This window comes from Microbacterium phosphatis, assembly GCF_049177115.1.
Classification (GTDB): Bacteria; Actinomycetota; Actinomycetes; order Actinomycetales; family Microbacteriaceae; genus Microbacterium; species Microbacterium phosphatis.
This window is the reverse complement of record NZ_CP185370.1, coordinates 1,120,088-1,139,111: the sequence shown is the minus strand read 5'-3', so window position 1 is coordinate 1,139,111 and position 19,024 is coordinate 1,120,088. Positions and strand designations below refer to the sequence as shown.

General features: G+C 72.7%; 18 protein-coding genes. 6 read left to right on the top strand and 12 right to left on the bottom strand.

Annotated features, from left to right (window positions below; all coding sequences use genetic code 11):
* Positions 1 to 8 precede the first annotated feature (8 nt).
* The 3 genes from ACOKGD_RS05375 (at position 9) to ACOKGD_RS05365 (ending at position 2,773) form a co-directional block, all read left to right on the top strand.
* Entirely contained in the window at positions 9 to 1,271 is a 1,263-nt protein-coding gene (locus ACOKGD_RS05375) for a low temperature requirement protein A (protein WP_342335289.1), read from the top strand.
* Between the two features lie 61 nt (positions 1,272 to 1,332).
* The gene (locus tag ACOKGD_RS05370) at positions 1,333 to 2,463 is read left to right on the top strand and encodes a M4 family metallopeptidase (protein ID WP_342335291.1); all 1,131 of its coding nucleotides are present in this window, start codon (positions 1,333 to 1,335) and stop codon (positions 2,461 to 2,463) included.
* 10 nt (positions 2,464 to 2,473) lie between these two features.
* Complete coding sequence (locus ACOKGD_RS05365) at positions 2,474 to 2,773, top strand: protealysin inhibitor emfourin (RefSeq protein WP_342335292.1); 300 nt, start codon at positions 2,474 to 2,476, stop codon at positions 2,771 to 2,773.
* A gap of 279 nt (positions 2,774 to 3,052) precedes the next feature.
* On the opposite strand, the gene ACOKGD_RS05360 is transcribed toward ACOKGD_RS05365, so the two are convergent.
* The 3 genes from ACOKGD_RS05360 to pepN all read right to left on the bottom strand — a co-directional run bounded on the left by ACOKGD_RS05360 (position 3,053) and on the right by pepN (position 7,733).
* Positions 3,053 to 4,429, bottom strand: a complete 1,377-nt coding sequence (locus tag ACOKGD_RS05360; RefSeq protein WP_342335294.1) for an FtsX-like permease family protein — start codon at positions 4,427 to 4,429, stop codon at positions 3,053 to 3,055.
* The gene (locus ACOKGD_RS05355; RefSeq protein ID WP_342335296.1) at positions 4,426 to 5,157 is read right to left on the bottom strand and encodes an ABC transporter ATP-binding protein; all 732 of its coding nucleotides are present in this window, start codon (positions 5,155 to 5,157) and stop codon (positions 4,426 to 4,428) included. Before ACOKGD_RS05355 ends, ACOKGD_RS05360 begins: the two co-directional genes overlap by 4 nt.
* An 80-nt stretch (positions 5,158 to 5,237) precedes the next feature.
* Positions 5,238 to 7,733, bottom strand: a complete 2,496-nt coding sequence (gene pepN, locus ACOKGD_RS05350) for an aminopeptidase N (RefSeq protein WP_342335297.1) — start codon at positions 7,731 to 7,733, stop codon at positions 5,238 to 5,240.
* 109 nt (positions 7,734 to 7,842) lie between these two features.
* On the opposite strand from pepN, the gene ACOKGD_RS05345 reads away from it, so the two are divergent.
* The gene (locus ACOKGD_RS05345; protein WP_342335298.1) at positions 7,843 to 8,730 is read left to right on the top strand and encodes a DUF72 domain-containing protein; all 888 of its coding nucleotides are present in this window, start codon (positions 7,843 to 7,845) and stop codon (positions 8,728 to 8,730) included.
* A 4-nt stretch (positions 8,731 to 8,734) separates the two neighbouring features.
* On the opposite strand, the gene ACOKGD_RS05340 is transcribed toward ACOKGD_RS05345, so the two are convergent.
* From ACOKGD_RS05340 to ACOKGD_RS05300, 9 genes are all read right to left on the bottom strand, one after another.
* A complete protein-coding gene (locus ACOKGD_RS05340; protein WP_342335300.1) occupies positions 8,735 to 9,937 on the bottom strand; it encodes an MFS transporter in 1,203 nt (400 codons plus the stop codon).
* A gap of 8 nt (positions 9,938 to 9,945) precedes the next feature.
* Complete coding sequence (locus tag ACOKGD_RS05335; RefSeq protein WP_342335301.1) at positions 9,946 to 11,280, bottom strand: NtaA/DmoA family FMN-dependent monooxygenase; 1,335 nt, start codon at positions 11,278 to 11,280, stop codon at positions 9,946 to 9,948.
* A complete protein-coding gene (locus tag ACOKGD_RS05330) occupies positions 11,277 to 11,963 on the bottom strand; it encodes a cysteine hydrolase family protein (protein ID WP_342335302.1) in 687 nt (228 codons plus the stop codon). The genes ACOKGD_RS05335 and ACOKGD_RS05330 overlap by 4 nt, the downstream gene beginning before the upstream one ends.
* A complete protein-coding gene (locus ACOKGD_RS05325) occupies positions 11,960 to 13,027 on the bottom strand; it encodes an LLM class flavin-dependent oxidoreductase (protein ID WP_342335303.1) in 1,068 nt (355 codons plus the stop codon). The genes ACOKGD_RS05330 and ACOKGD_RS05325 overlap by 4 nt, the downstream gene beginning before the upstream one ends.
* A gap of 46 nt (positions 13,028 to 13,073) precedes the next feature.
* Positions 13,074 to 14,177 (bottom strand): ABC transporter substrate-binding protein, encoded by a 1,104-nt coding sequence (locus tag ACOKGD_RS05320; protein WP_342335305.1) that lies wholly within the window; start codon positions 14,175 to 14,177, stop codon positions 13,074 to 13,076.
* Between the two features lie 152 nt (positions 14,178 to 14,329).
* Entirely contained in the window at positions 14,330 to 15,184 is an 855-nt protein-coding gene (locus ACOKGD_RS05315) for an ABC transporter permease (RefSeq protein ID WP_342335306.1), read from the bottom strand.
* 11 nt (positions 15,185 to 15,195) lie between these two features.
* Positions 15,196 to 16,029, bottom strand: a complete 834-nt coding sequence (locus tag ACOKGD_RS05310) for an ABC transporter ATP-binding protein (RefSeq protein WP_342335548.1) — start codon at positions 16,027 to 16,029, stop codon at positions 15,196 to 15,198.
* 5 nt (positions 16,030 to 16,034) lie between these two features.
* Positions 16,035 to 16,541 (bottom strand): flavin reductase family protein, encoded by a 507-nt coding sequence (locus ACOKGD_RS05305; RefSeq protein ID WP_342335307.1) that lies wholly within the window; start codon positions 16,539 to 16,541, stop codon positions 16,035 to 16,037.
* A gap of 184 nt (positions 16,542 to 16,725) precedes the next feature.
* A complete protein-coding gene (locus ACOKGD_RS05300; RefSeq protein ID WP_342335309.1) occupies positions 16,726 to 17,157 on the bottom strand; it encodes a hypothetical protein in 432 nt (143 codons plus the stop codon).
* Between the two features lie 109 nt (positions 17,158 to 17,266).
* Here ACOKGD_RS05300 and ACOKGD_RS05295 point away from each other — a divergent pair, with 109 nt between their 5' ends.
* Positions 17,267 to 17,845 (top strand): ribonuclease H family protein, encoded by a 579-nt coding sequence (locus tag ACOKGD_RS05295; protein ID WP_342335311.1) that lies wholly within the window; start codon positions 17,267 to 17,269, stop codon positions 17,843 to 17,845.
* Positions 17,846 to 17,904: 59 nt separating this feature from the next.
* Positions 17,905 to 19,023, top strand: a complete 1,119-nt coding sequence (locus ACOKGD_RS05290) for an NAD(P)-binding domain-containing protein (protein WP_342335313.1) — start codon at positions 17,905 to 17,907, stop codon at positions 19,021 to 19,023.
* Position 19,024: the final 1 nt, after the last annotated feature.

The window sequence follows — 19,024 nt, the reverse complement described above, 5'->3', positions numbered from 1 at the left end:
ATGATCCGGTGACGCACGCTGATCCGGCTCTCGCGGCCCCTCCCCTGCACCACCGCCCCCGACGCATGGTGGGTCGCGACATCGGGGAGCGCCACCGTGCGGCCACCCCCCTCGAGCTGCTGTTCGACCTCACCTTCGTGGTGGCGTTCAGCCAGGCCGGCGCCCAGGCCGCGCACCTGCTCGAGCTCGGCCACTACGGGCCGGCGATCGTCGGGTTCGGGCTGGGCCTGTTCGGCGTGATCTGGGCGTGGATCAACTACACCTGGCTCGCGTCGGCCTTCGACAACGACGACCTCTGGTTCCGCCTCGCCACCTTCGTGCAGATGGTGGGTGTGATCATCCTGGCCCTGGGGCTGCCCGCCCTGTTCCACTCGATCGACGAGGGCCACCACCTCGACAACGTGCTGCTGGTCGCCGGCTACATCGTCATGCGGGTGCCCGCGATCGCTCTGTGGCTGCGTGCAGCGCGCCACAACCCCGCGCACCGCGGCGCCGCCCTGCGATACGCCGGGCTCGTGGCGCTGATGCAGGTGGGCTGGATCGTCCTGATGCTGATCGATCCGCCGCTGGTCGTCGCGGTCGCCCTGTTCGTCGCCCTCGGCACGTCCGAGATGCTTGTGCCCTGGATCGCCGAGCGAAACGGCCGCAGCACCCCCTGGCACCCGCATCACATCGCCGAGCGCTACAGCCTGCTCACGATCATCACGCTCGGCGAGGTCGTGCTGGGCACCGTGCTGTCGGTATCGGCCGTGGTCGAGGAGGAGGGCTGGTCGCTCGGGGCCGGGGTCATCGCCTTCGGCGGCACGGCGCTCGCGTTCGGCCTGTGGTGGACGTACTTCATGATGCCCTCCGCGGCCGTGCTCTCGGTGCGCCGCGACCGGTCGTTCGCGTGGGGCTACGGCCACATCGCGATCTTCGCGTCGATCGCCGCCACCGGCGCGGGGCTCCATGTGGCCGCGTACGCCATCCGCGACGAGGCGCACATCGACGACATCGCGGCGTTGGGCACCGTGGTCGTGCCGGTGGGCCTGTTCGTCCTGGCGCTCTACGTGATCTACACCGCGCTGCTCGGGCGGCTCGATCCGTTCCACCTGCTGCTGGTCGTCGGCACGCTCGTGGTGCTGGCCGCCGCGGTGGTCGCCGTCGCGGTCGGGGCATCGCTCAGCGTCGGGATCGGGATCATCGCGCTGGCGCCGGTGGTGTCGATCGTCGGCTACGAGACGGCCGGGCACCGGCATCAGGCGGCGATCCTGGCCGAGCTGCGCGGCTAGCGGGCGCGGGCGCCCGGGGCAAGCCGGAGCGTTTGTCGGTGACCGGTGCCACGCTCGGAGCATGACAGGCCATCACCCCCACCACGGCCCTCGGCTCGGCATCGTCCCGCCGTTCCTGCTCGCGCGCATCGCCGGCAGCGACGGATCCCTCGACCGCGCCCCCGACGCCGCCCGGCGCACGCTGGGCATCGACGAGCCGTTCCGCAGCGAGCGGGGGGCGAGCTCGACGCCGGGTCTCGTGCGGCCCGCCGTGCGCGCCGAGCTGCGCGAGCCGGTGACGGGGTCCACCGACCCGGGATGGCCGGATCGGCTGATCTTCGACGCCCGCGGCACGGAGGATCTGCCCGGCGCCCAGGTGCGGGCCGAGGGCGAGCCCGAGACGCCGGACCCCGCCGTCACCGACGCCTACGACGGGCTCGGCGAGACCTACGCGCTGTTCTGGGATGCGTTCGAGCGCGACTCGATCGACGGATCCGGGATGCGTCTCGACGCCAGCGTCCACTTCGGCCAGCACTACGACAACGCGTTCTGGGACGGCGCCCGCATGGTGTTCGGCGACGGCGACGGCGAGATCTTCCGTGGCTTCACCGGATCGATCAGCATCATCGGCCACGAGCTCGCCCACGGGGTGACCGAGCGCACGGCCAACCTCGTCTACCAGGGCCAGTCCGGCGCGCTCAACGAGCATCTCTCGGACGTCTTCGGGGCGCTCGTCGAACAGCGCGTGCGTCGCCAGAGGGCCGACCAGGCGAGCTGGCTCATCGGCGAGGGCATCTTCAGGCCGCAGGTGAAGGGCGAGGCGATCCGGTCGATGCGCGACCCCGGCACCGCCTACGACGACCCCGTGCTCGGACGCGATCCGCAGCCCGCGCACATGCGGGAGTACGTCGAGACGCAGGACGACAACGGCGGGGTCCACATCAACTCGGGCATCCCCAACCGCGCGTTCGTCGCCGTGGCCGAGGCCCTGGGCGGGCACGCCTGGGAGCGGGCCGGCCGCGTCTGGTTCGAGACCCTCGCCGGCGAGCGCCTCACCGCGACGGCGACCTTCGCCCAGTTCTCGGCCGCGACGGTGGTCGTGGCCGGCGAGCTGTTCGGCGGCGACTCCGAGGAGGTCGCCGCGGTGCGCGCGGCCTGGGATCTGGTGGGCGTGGCACCGGGACGGGTGCGGGACAAGATGCTCCGCGAGTAGCGTGGCGCCCATGAGGGTGACCGTGGTGCGCACCGGCGGATTCGCCGGCCTCCGGGCCACCTGGGAGGTGCGCATCGACGAGCAGCCCGACCGCCGCGAATGGCGCGAGCTGGTCGAGTCGCTCCCCTGGGACACGGCCCCCTCCGATCCTCCCGGCGAGCCCGATCGCTACGTGTACCGGATCACCTGCGAGCAGCACGAGGCCGTCCTCGGCGAGCGACAGCTGGCCGACCCCTGGCGGGCGTTTGTGGACCGCGTGCGCGCGGTGGCCGCCGCGGGCGGCGACGCCCCCGCGCCGCGCGAGGGGTGACGCGGGGCGGTTGCGCCGCGGGCGCGGTTTGCGCCGATCCGCCGCTGAAACACGCGCCGAAAGGGCGGGTTGAGGCACGCCGCCATCAGCTCGCGCCGCTTGCCCCGATCCGCCGCTGAATCCGCGGCGGAAGGGGCGGGTTGAGGCACGTGGGCCGAGCGGCTCCGCGGCTTGCCGCGATCCGCCCGTATAGGCGCCGCGGAAGGGGCGGATGGGGGCACGCGGGTGCCCCGGCCCGCCGGGCGAAGGGGCGGGTCGGGGCACGGGCGGGCGCGGGGGCTACTCGGCGCGGTCCGGCTGCGCCAGCACGCGCCCGAGCACCGGGCGCGTGGCGCGCAGGGCGAGGTACACGACCGCGATGCCCACGGCGAAGCACAGGGCGATCACCAGCAGCGAGAGCGGAGCGGTGATGGTCGCCATGCCCGCGAGGGGGAAGACGAGCAGCGTGCCGACCAGCGCCGAGACGATGACCGTGAACAGCAGCGGCGCCATGGTCGCGCGCGTGCGGGCCGACTCCATGACCTCGCGGGGCATGCCGATCCGGTCGAGCGCGACGTGCAGGCCGCGGCGGTCGAGGATCACGGCCGCCTGGTTGACGCCGACCGAGCAGGCGACCATGGCGAACGAGACCACCAGCGTCAGCAGCACGCCCGTCTGGACGTCTCGCATCAGGATCTCGCCGTCCTGGACGTCCGTGCCGACCGTCGCGAGCGCCGATCCGGCGACCACGGCGACGAACGAGGTCATCGCGACTCCGCCCACCTGGCGCCACGCGGCCTTCGGCGACTCGAGCACGGTGCGTGCCGCGATGAGGCGGGCGGCGGTCTTCGCGCGCTTGACCTGCGACTTCGCGAACACGCCGATGAGCCACGGGCCGATGAGGTTCAGCACGGCCATGCCCGCGCCGAAGACGCCCGCGATCACGAACGCGAACAGGGCCCCGGCCTGGAGGAAGGGCACCTGCAGGCAGACGAAGCCGACGAGGAGCACCACGGCGGCGATCACCACGCGGACCCAGTGCAGCTTCGGCGCGTCCGTGCGGGCGCGCACACCGAGCGGCGAGACGACGACCTGGCGCAGGCCGATCGACGCGCTGATCGCGGCGAGCACGGCCACGCCGACGACCACAAGCGGGATCCACGGGGCGGCGGCGAGCAGCTGGACCGCCCCGATCGGCCCGCCACCGAACGACACCAGGCCGACCAGCGGGATGAGCGCGAAGTAGAGCAGCACGCCGGCGGCCGCGCCGATGAGCGCGATCACGGCCGACTCGAGCACGGTGATCGCGCCCACCACGCCGGACGTCGCGCCCAGCAGGCGCAGGGTCGACAGCCGGTCGTCGCGGCGACGGGCCGAGAGGCGGGCGGCCGCGCCGCCGAGCGAGATCAGCGGGATGACCAGCACCGCCAGCGCGATGATGCTGAGCATCTGGTAGACGCCGGCGTCGGGGGTGTCCTCGAGGGTCCAGCCCCAGAACATCAGCACGCCGCCGAGCACCACGAGCATCAGCGCCGTCGTCACGGCGAACGCGATCGCCGGGAGGACGAGGGCCGCGCCGCTCTGCGCGGACGGCCGGGCGAGCATCCAGGCGAGCCGCGCGACGGGCGCACGACCCGACGCCGGCGCGAGCGGCGCGGGGGCGGCGAGGGCGGTCATCGCGACACCTCGCTGGCGGAGACGGGGGCGGGGGTCGCGCCCTGTGCGCCGGTGATCCGGCCATCCTGCATCCGGATCACGCGGCTGCAGCGGGCGGCGACGTTCGGGTCGTGCGTGACGACGACGAGGGCGTGACCGCGGCTCAGCGTCGAATCGAGCAGCGCGGTCATGACGTCGGCCGACGTCGCGGAATCGAGGGCGCCGGTCGGCTCGTCGGCGAAGAGCACCTTCGCGCCGGTCGCCTGCGCGCGGGCGATCGCCACGCGCTGCGCCTGGCCGCCCGAGAGCTGGCCGATGCGGCGCTGCTCCATCCCCGCCAGGCCGAGGGCCGCGAGCCACCGGGCGGCGTGCGCCTCGGCCTGGGCCCGGCCGTGGCCGGTGAGCAGCAGCGGAAGCGCGACGTTCTCGACGGCGGTGAGCTCGGGGATCAGCAGCCCCTGCTGGAACACGAACCCGAACTCCTCGCGTCGCAGGCGCGAGCGCTCCTTGTCGCTGAGCTGATCGATGCGGATCCGCCCGATCGGCGCGTCCAGGGTCACGGAGCCGGCGTCGGCCGTGAGGATGCCCGCGAGCGTGTGCAGCAGGGTCGTCTTCCCCGACCCCGACGCCCCCATGATGGCCACCGCCTCCCCGGCGCGCACCCGGAGGGTGACGTCGTCGAGGGCGCGGGTCTCGCCGTAGGTCTTCACCAGGCCGGACGCGGACAGGATCACGGGGGTTTCGTTCATGATCCCAGCCTCGTCACCGGCGGCGCCGCGCGAATCGGCCCGCCGGGCGAGATGGGGTCATCCTCCCGATGTATCTGCGATCAGGATCCCTGCGCCTCGCGCACTCGGAGGTCGCGCGCGAGGTGGTCGCGCTGCTCGATCACGAGGCGCCGCAGCGCCGCGGGCGCGTCGTCGTTCTCCGCGAGCCAGGCGTCGACCGGCGCGAGCGAGTCGGCGTCGGGGAAGAGGCCGGTGACCAGGCGACGCGCGATCTCGATGCTGCGCTCGGACCAGGCGTCGCGGATGCGGGCGAAGTACTCGTCGTCGAACCCGGCGATGAGCCCGCGGGACTCGCCCGCGCGGAAGCCGCCGATCGTCGCGTCCAGGTGGTCGTTCGTGAGGGTGGTGTCGGTCCAGGCCGATGCCCACGCCTCCGCCCTCACGTCGGCGTCGGGACGGGCGGCCAGCACCCGGATCTGAGCGGTGCGCCCGGTGGCGGTGTCGTCGCGGGTGAGCTCCTTCTCGGCGTCGAGGACGGTCGCGTGGCCGGTCGCCGACAGCGCCGCCAGCAGCGACCACCGCAGGTCGGCGTCCAGGCCGATGGGCGCATCGGATCCGGCGAGCCAGCCCTGCAGGTCCGCGGCGTGCGCGTCGGAGTACGCGGCGGCCGCGGCGAGCGCGCGCGCCCAGACGAGCTGCGCCCCTCCGCTGGAGCGGTGCGTCTGCTCCCAGGCCGTCTCGAGCCAGGCGGTGCGCTCCTCGGGCCGGGCGTCGTCCGCGACGTAGTGCCCGACGGCGAAGGCGGCGTTGAGCGTCGCCGCGGTCAGGAGACCGATGTGCCCCTCCGCCGGGGCGTGGTGGCGGACGATCGCGAGATAGCGGCGGGCGGGCAGCTCGCCGTCGCGTGTGGCGTTCCACAGCGCCGACCAGATCAGCGCGCGGGCGTGGGCGTCCTCGATGGTCGAGAGCCCCTCCTCGACGGCCGCCAGCGAGCGCTCGTCGAGCCGCGCCTTGGCGTACGTGAGGTCGAGGTCGTTGATCAGGATCAGGTCGGCGTCGGGGAGCTCCAGGGCCGTGCGCTCATCGAGCACATCGGTCTCGACGAGATCCGTCCGCACCAGCGTGCCGTCGACCCGCGAATAGCAGCCGACCGCGAGGCGGTGGGGGCGCGGATCCGTCTGGACCAGCTCACCCGCGGTGCGGTCGTACGTGATCGTGGACATGCCGGTGGTCTCGAGCCAGGCGGCCGACCACGCGGTCAGGTCGCGCCCCGACGCGCCGGACAGCTCGACGAGCAGGTCGTCGAGGGTGGTGTTGCCGTACGCGTGACGCTGGAAGTAGCGACGAGCCCCCTCGAAGAACGCGTCCTCGCCGACGTAGGCGACGAGCTGCTTGAGCACGGATGCGCCCTTGGCGTAGGTGATGCCGTCGAAGTTGAGCTTCGCGGCCTCGAGGTCGGGGATGTCCGCGACGATCGGGTGCGTGCTGGGCAGCTGGTCGGCCTGGTAGGCCCACGCCTTGCGGCGAGCGGCGAACGACACCCAGGCGTCGGCGAACCGGGTGGCCGCGGCCGACGCGTGGGCGCCCATGTAGTCGGCGAACGACTCCTTCAGCCACAGGTCGTCCCACCACCGCATGGTCACGAGGTCGCCGAACCACATGTGCGCCATCTCGTGCAGGATCGTGTTCGCGCGGCCCTCGTGCTGCGCCTCGGTCGATGCCCCGCGGAACACGTAGGCCTCGGTGAAGGTCACCAGCCCGGGGTTCTCCATCGCGCCGAGGTTGTACTCGGGGACGAACACCTGGTCGTACGTCGACCACGGGTAGGGGAAGCCGAAGGCGTCGTCGTAGAAGTCGAGCCCCTGCCGCGTGATCTCGAGGATCTCGTCGGCGTCGAAGTGCTCGGCCAGCGATGCCCGGCAGTAGGCGCCGAGCGGAACGCGCTGCGGCTCGGCCCCGTCGTGCGACGGGCGGCTCCACTCCCCGGTGACCTGGTGGTACGGACCGGCGACCACGGCCGTGATGTAGCTCGACAGCGGCAGCGTCTCGGCGAACTCGACCGTCTGCACGCCGATGCCCTGGTCGATCTTGGCCACCGCCTGGTTCGAGAGCACGTGCCAGCCGGCCGGGGCCGCGACGACGAACGTGTACCGGCCCTTCAGATCCGGCTGCTCGAAGCAGGCCATCACGCGCCGCGCGTCGGCGGGCTCGTACTGCGTGTAGAGGTAGGCCTGCCCGTCGACCGGGTCGACGAAGCGGTGCAGCCCCTCGCCGGAGCGGCTGTACGCGCCGACCGCCTCGATGCGCACCTCGTTGTCGTCCGCGAGCCCCGTGATCCGGATCCGCGCGCCGTCCCACTCGACCGGACGCTCCGCCCCGTTCACCACGACGCGGTCGACGCTCTCGCCGAGGAAGTCGATCCAGGTCTCGCCCGCGCTCGCGGTGAACGTCAGCGTGGAGGCGGTCGTGAACCCCGTGCGCGCCGGGTCGGGCGCCGTGGTCAGGTCGAGCTCGACGCGGACGGTGCGGAGCGAGATGACGGCCGCGCGCGCGGCGGTCTCCTCGCGGGTGAGGTTGGCGGCTTCGTGGGCACTCATCCCGTCATGCTGTCACGCGATCCTGGCTCTCGTCAGGGTGCCACGACTAACGGGCGTGGCACCGGCGGTCAAGCCCGCGCCCTCGGGGCACGCGTGCTCGTACGGTCGGATGACCATGGACGAGCGGATGACGGATGCCGGACGGCCGGGACGGGCCTGGATCGGCGTCTCGGGGTGGCGCTACGCGAGCTGGCGCGGCGACTTCTATCCGCGCGGGCTCGTGCAGCGACGCGAGCTCGAGTACGTCGGGCAGAAGATGTCCAGCGCCGAGCTGAACGGCTCGTTCTACTCGCTGCAGCGCCCGGCGAGCTATCTCCGCTGGGCCGAGAGCGTGCCGGACGACTTCGTCTTCGCGGTGAAGGGGCCTCGCTACATCACGCACATGCTGCGGCTGCGCAGCGCCGGCACCGCGCTGGCCAACTTCTTCGCGTCCGGCCCTCTCGCCCTGCGGCGCAAGCTCGGCCCCGTCCTGTGGCAGCTTCCCGCCCGGCTGCCGTTCGAGCCGGAGGTGCTCGGGCCCTTCCTCGCCTCCCTTCCGCGTACCACGGGCGAGGCCCTGGACATCGCCCGGGGGCACGACAAGCGCCTCGAGGGGCGCACCTGGCTCGTGGAGGACGAGGATCTGCCGATCCGGCATTCGATCGAGCCGCGCTCCGACAGCTTCGCCGATCCGGCGCTCGCGGAGCTGCTGCGCGAGCATGACGTGTCGCTGACCGTGGCCGACACCGCGGGCACCTTCCCCCGGTTCGACGAGGTGACGGCCTCGGATCACGTCTACGTGCGCCTGCACGGCTCGCGCGAGCTGTATCTGAGCGGGTACACCGACGAGGAGCTCGACGACTGGGCGGCGCGCATCACGGCCTGGCGCGACGGATCCGGCTGCCCCGACGGCCGGCCCCGCGACGTGTACGTCTACTTCGACAACGACGGGCGGGGGCGCGCGCCGCACGATGCGGTCGCGCTCGAGGCGCGGCTGGCCGGCGCGGCGATCCCCTGATCCCTCACGCCGTCCGGCGCGGCAGCACGAGAACGAGGGCGGCCACCGCGACCACGAGCACCACGGCGACGGCGGCGAGCGCGACGGCCGGTGTCGCCAGGTCGGCCAGCCAGAACACCAGGAGCGGCCCGACGGCGGCGCCGACGTCGCCCGCCGTGCGGGTGAGACCGACGGCGCCGCCCGCGCGTCGCCCCGGGAACGCCTCGGCGGTCACCACACCGGGGACGACGTTCGCCATGCTCGTGGCCACCCCGTAGGCGACGACGGACGCCGCGAACGCCCCCGGCTCCGAGAGCAGGCCGAACGCGATCAGCACCAGCGCTGAGGCGGCGGTCGCGGGCAGCAGCACCGCCAGGCGCGCGCCGCGGTCGACGATCCGACCGACCAGCGGGAGCGCGGCCATGCTGAGCACGGTTCCCGCGGCGAGCGCGGCGCCGAGGCCCAGCGGATCGAGTGAGGCGCTGTCGTACGCGAGCACCGGGATGAGCCCCTGCTCGGCGGCGAACCGGGCGAAGAACAGGGCGAACGAGACGGCCGCCAGGGCGGCGAGCAGGCCGGACGGGCTCCCGCCTCGGGCGGGAGGGGAGGCGGGCGCGGCAGCGATCCCGTCGCCGCGCAGCGCGGCCCAGTACCCGCGGGCGGGGCGCACGAGCTCCCAGGTGAGGACCAGCACAACGGGCAGGGCGCCGACGACGAACGCCGCACGGGGCCCCGCGGCGGAGACCGCCGCTCCCCCGAGGAGGGCGCCCACCGCCCCCGCCCCCATCTGCACCACGGTCGCGATCGAGACGACACGGCCCCGACGGTCGTCGGGGGCGCCGGCGAGCACCACGGCGAAGCCCACCGTGACGGCCGCGCCGCCCAGGATCCCGGCGACGAGGCGCAGCGCGAACACCACCGAGAGGTCGCTCGCGAACGCCGTGGCGATCGTGACGAGGGCGAGTGCGCTCAGGCTGACCCAGAGCATCGCCCGCGGGTCCCACCGCCGCAGCAGCAGCCCCGCGGGCACGTTGCCGAGCACCCGCCCGATCGCGAACGCGGCGAGCAGCGGCCCCAGCACGGCGACGGGCGCGTGCACCACCGCCACGTAGAGCGGCAGGGCGGGGACCACCGCCCCCCAGGTGATCTGGGCCGCGCCGATCATCGCGCACAGCAGGATCGTCTGCTCGGCGCCGCGATCCGCCGAGCGCCTTTGACGCTCCCCCACGACCGGGCTCAGGTGCTCAGGGTCTCGCGCAGGGTGCGGGCCCCGCCCTGCTCGGCGAGCGCTCCCCGACGTCGCAGCACCGGGACCAGCAGCTCGGCGATGTCGTCGAGCCCTGAGGGCGTCGCCAGCGGCGTGGTGAACATGTAGCCGCCCCGCGATCCGGTGTCGAGGAAGTTCTGCTCCAGACGATCGGCGATCTCCTCCGGTGCACCGCAGAGCGTGTGATCCAGCCCCGTGGCGCTGCGCCAGCCGTGCTCGAAGAGCTCGGCGCGCGTCATCTGGTGATGCTCGCCGTGCTCGGCGACCAGCGCGCCGACGAAGCCCATCGGGCTGGCCTGCGCCGCGCGGATCCACTCGAGCAGCTCGCCGATCGCGAAGCTCTCCGGCACCTCCGAGAAGTCGAAGCCGGCGTTGTGGGAGATGTAGGCGCCCACCGCGTCCTCGTTCCAGAACCGCAGCACGTCGGCGCGGCGTCCGGCGGCCTCCTCGGCGGTGCGCCCCACGATGACCTGCGTGGCCCACAGGATGCCCACGCCGTCGGGGTCGCGCCCCTCGGCGCGCAGTGCATCGTCGAGAGCCCGGCGATGGCGCTGCTGCCCGGCCAGCGCGCCGCCGAAGCCGAAGACGACATCGGCGAACCGGGCCGACGCCGAGATGCCGCGCGGCGACGCCCCCGCCTGCACGAGCACCGGGTGGCCCTGCGGGCTCGGCATGGTGCTCAAGGGCCCCTTGACCTGGAAGAACCGGCCACGATGGTCGATGGGCGCGATCAGCGCGGGATCCGCGAATCGTCCCGTGTCGCGATCCATCACGATCGCCTCCGGCGGCACCGAGTCCCACAGGGCCCGGCACACGTCGACGAACTCCTCCATGCGCTCGTACCGCAGGTCGTGCTCGAGCAGCTCGTCGAAGCCGTAGTTGGCCGCGTCGGCGCTGCGCGTCGAGGCGACGACGTTGAACGCGATGCGGCCGCCCGTGACGTGATCGAGCGAGTTGAGCAGCCGCGCGACGTAGAACGGATGCATGAACGTCGACGAGTACGTCAGGCCGAAGCCGATCCGCTCGGTCACCGCCGCCATCGCCGCGATGAAGGGGCTCATGTCCTGACGCGGCCACTGGATCCCCCATTCCACCGCAGGATCGATGGATCCGCGCCAGGTGTCCGGGATGCCGCTGCCGTCGCCGAAGAAGAGCATCTCGACCCCCGCGCGCTCGGCGGTGACGGCGATCTCCTGGAACATCCGCACGTCGGGGAACGTGCGGCCGACCCAGGACCCGGGGCGCGCCCAGCGTCCCTCCGTGTGGGTGAACGACAGGTCGAAGGCGATGTGCATGCCGCTCATGCGCCGGCCCCCGCCCCGGCCCGGACGAGGTCCGCCGCGAGGGCGGATCCGGCCCACAGGCCCGAGAGCTCGCTGCTCGACCCGATCACGGCGACGTTGAGGGCCAGCTGCTCCAGAGCGGCCGCGTGCAGCGCGACGTCGTACGCGGCCGTCGCGTCATCGGGGATGTAGACCGGCCAGCCGAGCTGGATCGCATCGGTCGCGGTCGCCTGGATGCAGCACTCGGTGGTGAGCCCCACAACCGCGACCCATCCGATCCCGTCCACCCGCAGGCGGGCGGCGAGGTCGGTGTGCAGGAAGCCGCTGTAGCCCGTCTTCCGCACGCGCGCCTCGCCCGCGAGCGGCTGCACGCCGTACCACTCGGCGCCGGGGGTGCCGACGACGCAGGGCTCGTCGTCGCCGAGCGCGGCGTCGAGGTCGCCGTCGCGCAGCCACTGGCTCGCCCGCCACGGGGTGACGGTGCCGAGCTCCACCCAGTAGACCGGCACGCCCAGGGCACGGGCGTCCGCGACGAGTACGGCGCAGCGCTCGATCGCCGCGGCGACCGACGCCTGGGCCGCCGCGTCCAGCCCGTGACCGCCCAGCATCTCCGGATCGCCGAAGGAGCGCTGGACGTCGACGACGACCAGGGCCGGGCGCTCGCGGGCGAGGGCCGCGAGCTGGCGTTCGCGCAGCGCGCTCACGAGACGAGCTCGGCGTTCTCGTGGGCCCGCAGCGCGGGAAGGACACCCTCGCCGAACGCGGGCATGTCCTCGAGGTAGTCCGGGAAGATCAGCATCAGCCCGTCGAGCTCGGCGGTGTCGAGGACCGTGAGGATGCGCTCGGAGATCGTCTCGGCGGTGCCGGTCACGTACGGCGTCTGGAACGCCTCCTCCCCCTTCGCGTCCTGCGCCCAGGCGAGGGCGCGCTGGGCGTCCCAGCCCCACGAGCGGCGCATGTTGCTCAGCGCGACGCGGTCGATGCCCTCGCCGTAGCGGGCGGCCCGGGCCTCGGCGGCGGCGTCGGTCTCGTCCTGCACGATCGTGAGCATCGAGTAGGTCCGCACCGAGCGGCCGAGGGCCGCCGCCCGCTCGTGCACATCGCGTGACAGGTCGCGCATGTCCTCCAGGCTGTCGGCCCCGAGGAAGGCCCCGTCGGCGTATGCCGCCTGGAAGGCCCGTCCGCTGTCGGATCGGCCGGCGCTGATGATCGTCGGGCGCGGATCGGGGTGCGGCCGCGACTCGCATTCGGTGAGGGTGAAGAACTCGCCGTTCATCGTCACGGAGGGCTCGGACCACAGCCGCAGCACGGCCTGGGTCCACTCCTCCGTCATCCGATAGCGCGCGTCGTGGCTGAGATCCGGGTCCCAGACCCCCATCTGCTCGAACTCCTCGGCGTACGCGCCGTTGACGATGTTCATCCCGGCGCGGCCGCCGGCGATCTGCTGCAGCGTCGTGAACACCTTCGCCGCGAACGCGGGGTTCTGCATGTTGGCGTGCACGGTGGCCCAGATCTTGACGCGCTCGGTCGCCTCGGCGAGCCCCGCCATCATCGTCATCGACTCGAGCGTCTCGCCCCAGTGATCGGTCGGTCCGCCGAAGCCCCGCCACTTCGCCATCGCCATCACGAAGTCCAGGCCGATGTCCTCGGCGAGCCGGGCCGTGCGACGGTTGTAGTCGTAGCTCGCCGGCGGGTAGGGCGCCGTCGACGAGATCATCCAACCGCCGGCGGCGTTGGGCAGGAAGACGCCGTATTCCTTGGTGTCCATGTGATGCTCCTTCAGGTAGTCGTGTCGTGGGGGCGGCGGTCCGGGATCAGGGCGCCGGCCACACCAGCTCGCCGGCGTCGTAGATCGCCGGGACGACGTCGGGCAGGAAGAAGGCCTGCGCCTCGGCCGGCGTCAGCGGGGTCTCCAGCAGGGCGTAGTCGTCGAGCATCGTCGCGATCGCGGCGACGTTGTCGAGGTCGATGGCCCCCAGGTCGCCGGTCTGGGTGTCGCGGATGATGCCGACCTCGGTCTCCCAGATCTTCAGGTTGTGCGCGGCGTCGTAGCCCTCGCCGGAGAGGTCGGCGGCATATCCGACGCATTCCTCGCCGTTGTCCTCGCAGTGCTCGAAGGCGTGGAACGACGCCCGCAGGAAGTCCTCGACGACGGTCGGGTGGTCCTGCGCGAACGCCGGGTTGACTGTGAGCGCACCGAGCGACGACGGCACATCGAGGTCGTACGGCCGCCAGACCGTGACCTCCTCGCCCGCGGCCTCGAGCAGGTTGGGCTCGTTCGAGATGAAGCCGGTCAGCGACTGCACCTGGCCCCTCGGCAGAACGCTCGGGTCATATCCGACGACCACCTGCTGCAAGCTGCCGACGTCGACTCCGGCGTTGTCGAGCATGGCGTGCACGGCCGGCGGCAGGTCGCCCTTGTGACCGAGGATCGTGCCGTCGAGCTGCGTGAGGTCGGTGATGTCGGTTCCGGTCATCAGCACCTCCAGCCCCACGTTGGAGTACGACGAGATGCCGCGGATGTCGATCCCGGTGTCCTGGGCCTGCAGCAGGTTCTGCTGGCTCACCGACGTGAACTGCACCTGATCGCTCGCGACGAGCTGAGTGTTCTGTCCGGTGTCGCCGGTGCCGGGCTGGATCTCGAGGTCGATGCAGAGGGCGTCGAAGTAGCCGAGCTCCTCGGCCGCGAGGATCTCGAGGATCGAGGCGGATGCCTGGTACTGGTAGCCGGTCAGGTAGGTGACGGTGCCCGCCTCGCGGTTGAGGGCGCAGCGGTCGTCGGAGATCGCCGCCTCGCCTCCCGGTTCGGCGGCGGCGGGGACATCCGCCGGGGCCTGGGCGGAGCAGGCGGAGAGTGCGGCGGCCGCGGCGATGGCGATCGCGGCCACGGGGGCGCGGAGGGCGGTGGGGAGGGCCATGGGACTCCTGTCTGGTGCATCGGGTGGGGGTGCTGTGCGGGGCCGGCGGGTGCCGGAGACAAGGGGGTGCCGACGCGACGCCCCGGGCGGGACGGGCGGGCGGATCGGGCGGGGTTTCGGGCGGGCGGATCGGGCGCGGAACCGGCGTGCGGTCAGGCGCCGTCGGCGTGCGTCTCGTGCCAGCGCAGCGCCCGCCGCTCGACGGCGGTGATGAGTCCGAGCAGGGCGGCGCCCATCAGCGCGAGCATGAAGATCGACGCGTAGATGACGGGCAGCTTGTTGTTCGAGCTCGCCAGGCCGATCGCGGTGCCGAGCCCCTCGGAGGCGCCGGGGGCGAACATCTCGGCGACGACCGCGCCGACGATCGACAGCGGGAAGACGATCTTCAGCGCGGCGAACAGGTACGGCAGGGCGCTCGGGACGCGCACGTGCCAGAGCATCTCGGCACGCGACGCGTGGATCGTCTTGTAGAACTGCAGCACGGCCGTGGGGACGGAGCGCAGGCCCACGGACACGTTGATCAGGATCGGGAAGAAGCAGATGATCGCAGTCACGATCAGCTTCGGCTCGGGGCCGAACCCGAACGCGACGACCAGCGCGGGGGCGATGGCGACCAGCGGCGTCACGTTCAGCACCACGGCGATCGGCATGATCGCGCGGCGCAGCACCGCGACCTCGCTGATCGCGACCGCGAGGATCGACGAGCCGACGAAGGCGATCGCCAGCCCGATCAGGGCCTCCTGCAGGGTGATCCACGCGTTCTCGAGGTAGTAGGCCGGGTTCCCGATGAGGGTCTCCGCGATCGCCTGCAGCGGCGGCAGAAGGTAGGGCATCCCCTGAGCGGTGATCTGCCACAGGGCGGCGAGCGCCAGGATCATCAGGACGATCGGCAGCCAGCGGCTCGGGCGCAGCGACGCCGGCAGGGTGCGCGCGGCCGGGGGCGCGGCGATGCGCGCAGCGGGGGCGGGGGTCTCGGCGAGACCGGTGGGGGCATCGAGTGCGGTCATGACGGTGCTCCTCAGGCGGCGGTGGAGAGGTCGGGAGACTGCCACGCCGACTGCAGCCGGTCGCGGATGAGGTCCTCGTACGCGTGGAACTCGGGGGTCTTGATCTGGCGCGCGCTGCGCGGGCGGGGCAGGCCGATGTCGATCACGTCGACGATCCGGCCCGGCCGCGGCGCCATCACCACCACGGTGTCCGAGAGCCGCACGGCCTCGGTGACCGAGTGCGTCACGAACACGACGGTGGTCTTGATCTCGTCCCAGAGGTCGAGCAGCTGCTCCTGCAGCACCTCGCGGGTGAACTCGTCCAGCGCCGAGAACGGCTCGTCCATGAGCAGGACCTCGGGCCGCAGCCCCAGCGCCCGCACGATCGCGGTGCGCTGCTGCATTCCGCCCGACAGCTGGGCGGGCAGCTTGTGAAGGGCGCCGCCGAGACCGACGTCGCGCAGCAGCTGCTCGAGATCCGGCGCGGGGCCGGCGGAGGCTCCGGAGGCGACGGGTCGGCGGCGCTCGGCACCCCGGTTGATCCGGTGCGGCAGAGTCACGTTCTGCAGCACGTTCAGCCAGGGCAGCAGGGCGGGCGTCTGCGGCACGAAGCCGACGAGCTTCGCGGCGCACGCGGCCTCGGGCGAGACGCCGAACACCTCGACGTCGCCCCCGTCCGGCTGCTCCAGGCTGCCGATGAGGCGCAGGAGCGACGACTTGCCGCATCCGGAGGGTCCGATCACGCTGACGAAGCGCCCGGCGGGGATCTCGAGGTCGACGCCGTCGAGCGCGACCAGCGCGTTCGGCGACGCGCCGTACACCTTGCGGGCACCGCGGACGGAGATGGCTGAGGTCGGGGTATCCATGCGGGTCACACCAGCTTTCTGAAGACGCGGTTGTGGTACACGAGGGGCTCGCGATCGCGGTAGTGCACGTCGTCGACGGCGACCAGCAGCATCAGGTGGTCGCCCACCACGTAGCGCTCCTGGATCGCCCCGAGGATGGTCGCCATCGCATCGCGGAGGATCGGCGCGTGGTGCGCCTCCTCGACGTCGGCGATGGCGAACTTGTCCGCGCCCCGAGTGGCGAAGGCCCGGGCGAGGTGATCCTGGCCGTCGGCGAGCACGTTGATCGCGACGTGCTCCGCGACCTCGAACACCGGATAGCACTCGGCCGACTCGTCGAGGAAGACCGTGACGAGGGGCGGGTTGCGCGACACGGCCGCGAAGCTGTTCGCGGTGAACCCGTGCGGGGTCCCGTCGTGCGTGGTGGTCACGATCGTCACCGACGTGGCCATGTGGCCGAGCGTCCGCCGCAGCGGGTCCGGCGAGGTGGGGCGCTCGGCGGCGCTCACGGGTGGGGCGGGGATAAACGACACGGGTCCTCCACAGGCTCGATCCAGGGCTGCTGAGTGGAGAGCGTGCGGGGCGAATCACTTTCGTGCGCTTGCCCCGCGGAGGTCCATCTGCCGTCAGATTACGAGCGCCGTGTTTCCCGGGACGGGCCGGCGTGTTTCGCCCCCGTGAAATCCCTCGGTATCGGCGGCGGTGTCGGCTGCGGCGTCAGCGGACGGTGCCGGGGACCGGCGCGACGGCGAGGTCGTCCGCGACCGTGAAGACCTCGACGCCCAGGTCGTGGGCGGCCAGCGTCGCCCATCCGGTCGGGGTGAACGCCTGCGCGGTCGTCGGGCTGACGGCCAGAACGGCTCGCGCATCCGGGAACACCGACGTGGCGAGCCAGGCGAGCTTGTAGAGGTTCGCGTGCACGCGGTTGCGGTGCTGAGAGGTGAACGCCCCCTGGTTGGCGACGATCTGGCACACCACGCTCGCGTCGGGCGCCGCGCCCTCGATCTCGAGGCGGGTCTCGCCGTCCAGGATCAGCATCGCCGGCTCGAGCGCGACGCCGAGAGTGGCCGACAGCGCGCCCAGCATGCGCTGCTCGGGGGTGCCCAGGGTGAATCGTCCGCCGCCCCGCTGCATCCGGATGTCGCGCATGCCGCCTCCTCGTCTGGCGCGAGACTACGCGAGCCGCTGTTTCCTGCTCGTTACGGAGTTGCGGGCCATCCGGCCCGGGCCGGGGGCGCGACGCGGTTACCGTTGACGGGTGCCTGAAACTCCCCGCGACGCCTCCGCCTCGGATTCCTATGTGATCGCCACCGACGGCGCCTGCCAGGGCAACCCCGGCCCCACCGGCTGGGCGTGGGTCGGCGAGGACGGGCAGTGGGCGGCGGGCGCGATCCCCGCCGGCACGAACAACATCGGCGAGCTCACGGCGCTGCTGCGCGGCATCCGCGACAACGCCCACGTGACGCACCTCACGATCCAGGCCGACTCGATGTACGCCATCAACACCTACGGGTCGTGGATGGACGGCCACAAGCGCCGCGGCTGGAAGACCTCGGCCAAGCAGCCGGTGAAGAACGTCGACATCCTCGAGGCCCTCATCGAGGCCCGCGACGCCCGCCGCGCGGCCGGCCTGCCGGATGTGGTGCTCGAGCACGTGCGCGGTCACGCCGGGCACCGCCTGAACAGCTGGGCCGACGAGCGCTGCGTGCGCGCGGCGACCCATGCGGCCAAGGGCGTCGAGGGCTTCTGGGAGTCGCGCGGGGGCGCCCACCCGCCGCTCGACGTCACGGTCGACCCGCCCAGGAGCGCCCAGGATCGGGTCCGCAAGAAGAAGTAGCCCGTGCGGACGCGCACGCTCGCCGGAATGCCGCGCAGGCGCGGGCGGTTGATCTCAGCATGAGCACGCCCCGCACCGCCTCCGTCGTGGTCGTCGGCGCCGGGCAGGCGGGCCTGTCGGCCGCGTTCCATCTGCAGCGCGCCGGCTTCGCGAGCGCCCTCACCTCTCCCACGGCGGCGCGGTCGTATGTGGTGCTCGACGCGAATCCCGCCCCGGGCGGCGCCTGGCAGCACCGGTGGGCGTCGCTCACCGTCGGCAGCCTCAACCGGATCTTCGACCTCCCGGGCCTCGCGCAGCCCGAGATGGACGCGCAGGAGGCGAGCAGCACGGCCGTCCCGCGCTACTTCGCGGACTTCGAGGATCGCTACGACCCCGCGATCCTGCGGCCGGTGCGGGTGCTGTCGGTCGACTACGCGGACGACGACGAGCAGGGCGAGCTGATCGTCGCGACGGATCGCGGGCCGTGGCGCGCCCACGCGATCATCAACGCGACGGGCACCTGGGGGAACCCGGTCCGCCCGAGCTACCCCGGGGCGGAGACGTTCCGGGGGCGGCAGCTGCACACCCGCGAGTACGGCCGACTCGAGGACTTCGCCGGCCAACGCGTCGCGATCGTCGGCGGCGGGATCTCCGCCGTGCAGCAGCTCGAGGAGATCTCGCGCGTGGCCGAGACCCACTGGTACACCCGCCGGGAGCCCGTGTTCATCGAGGGCGAGTTCGACCCCGAGACGACCGGCCGCAGCACCATCGACAAGGTCACCGCCGATGTCGAGGCGGGCCGCCCGACCGGCAGCGTCGTGGGCTACACCGGGCTCGGCTGGAGCCCCGCCGCGCGCCGGGCGCGGGATCGCGGTGCGCTCGTGCGACGGCCCATGTTCACCCGCGTCGAGCCGGACGGGGTGCGCGAGGCGGACGGATCCCTCACCCCGGTCGACGCGATCCTCTGGGCGACCGGCTTCCGCGCCGATCTGAGCCACCTCGATCCGCTGTACCTGCGCAACGAGCTCGGCGGCATCACGATGCGCGGCACTCAGGTCGCCGGCGAGCCGCGCGTGCACCTCATCGGCTTCGGGCCGTCGCAGTCGACCGTCGGCGCCAACCGCGCGGGGCGGGCCGCCGTGGCCTCGCTCGTGCGATACCTCGACGAGGGCGCCGTCGAGGACGACATCGCCGTCTGAC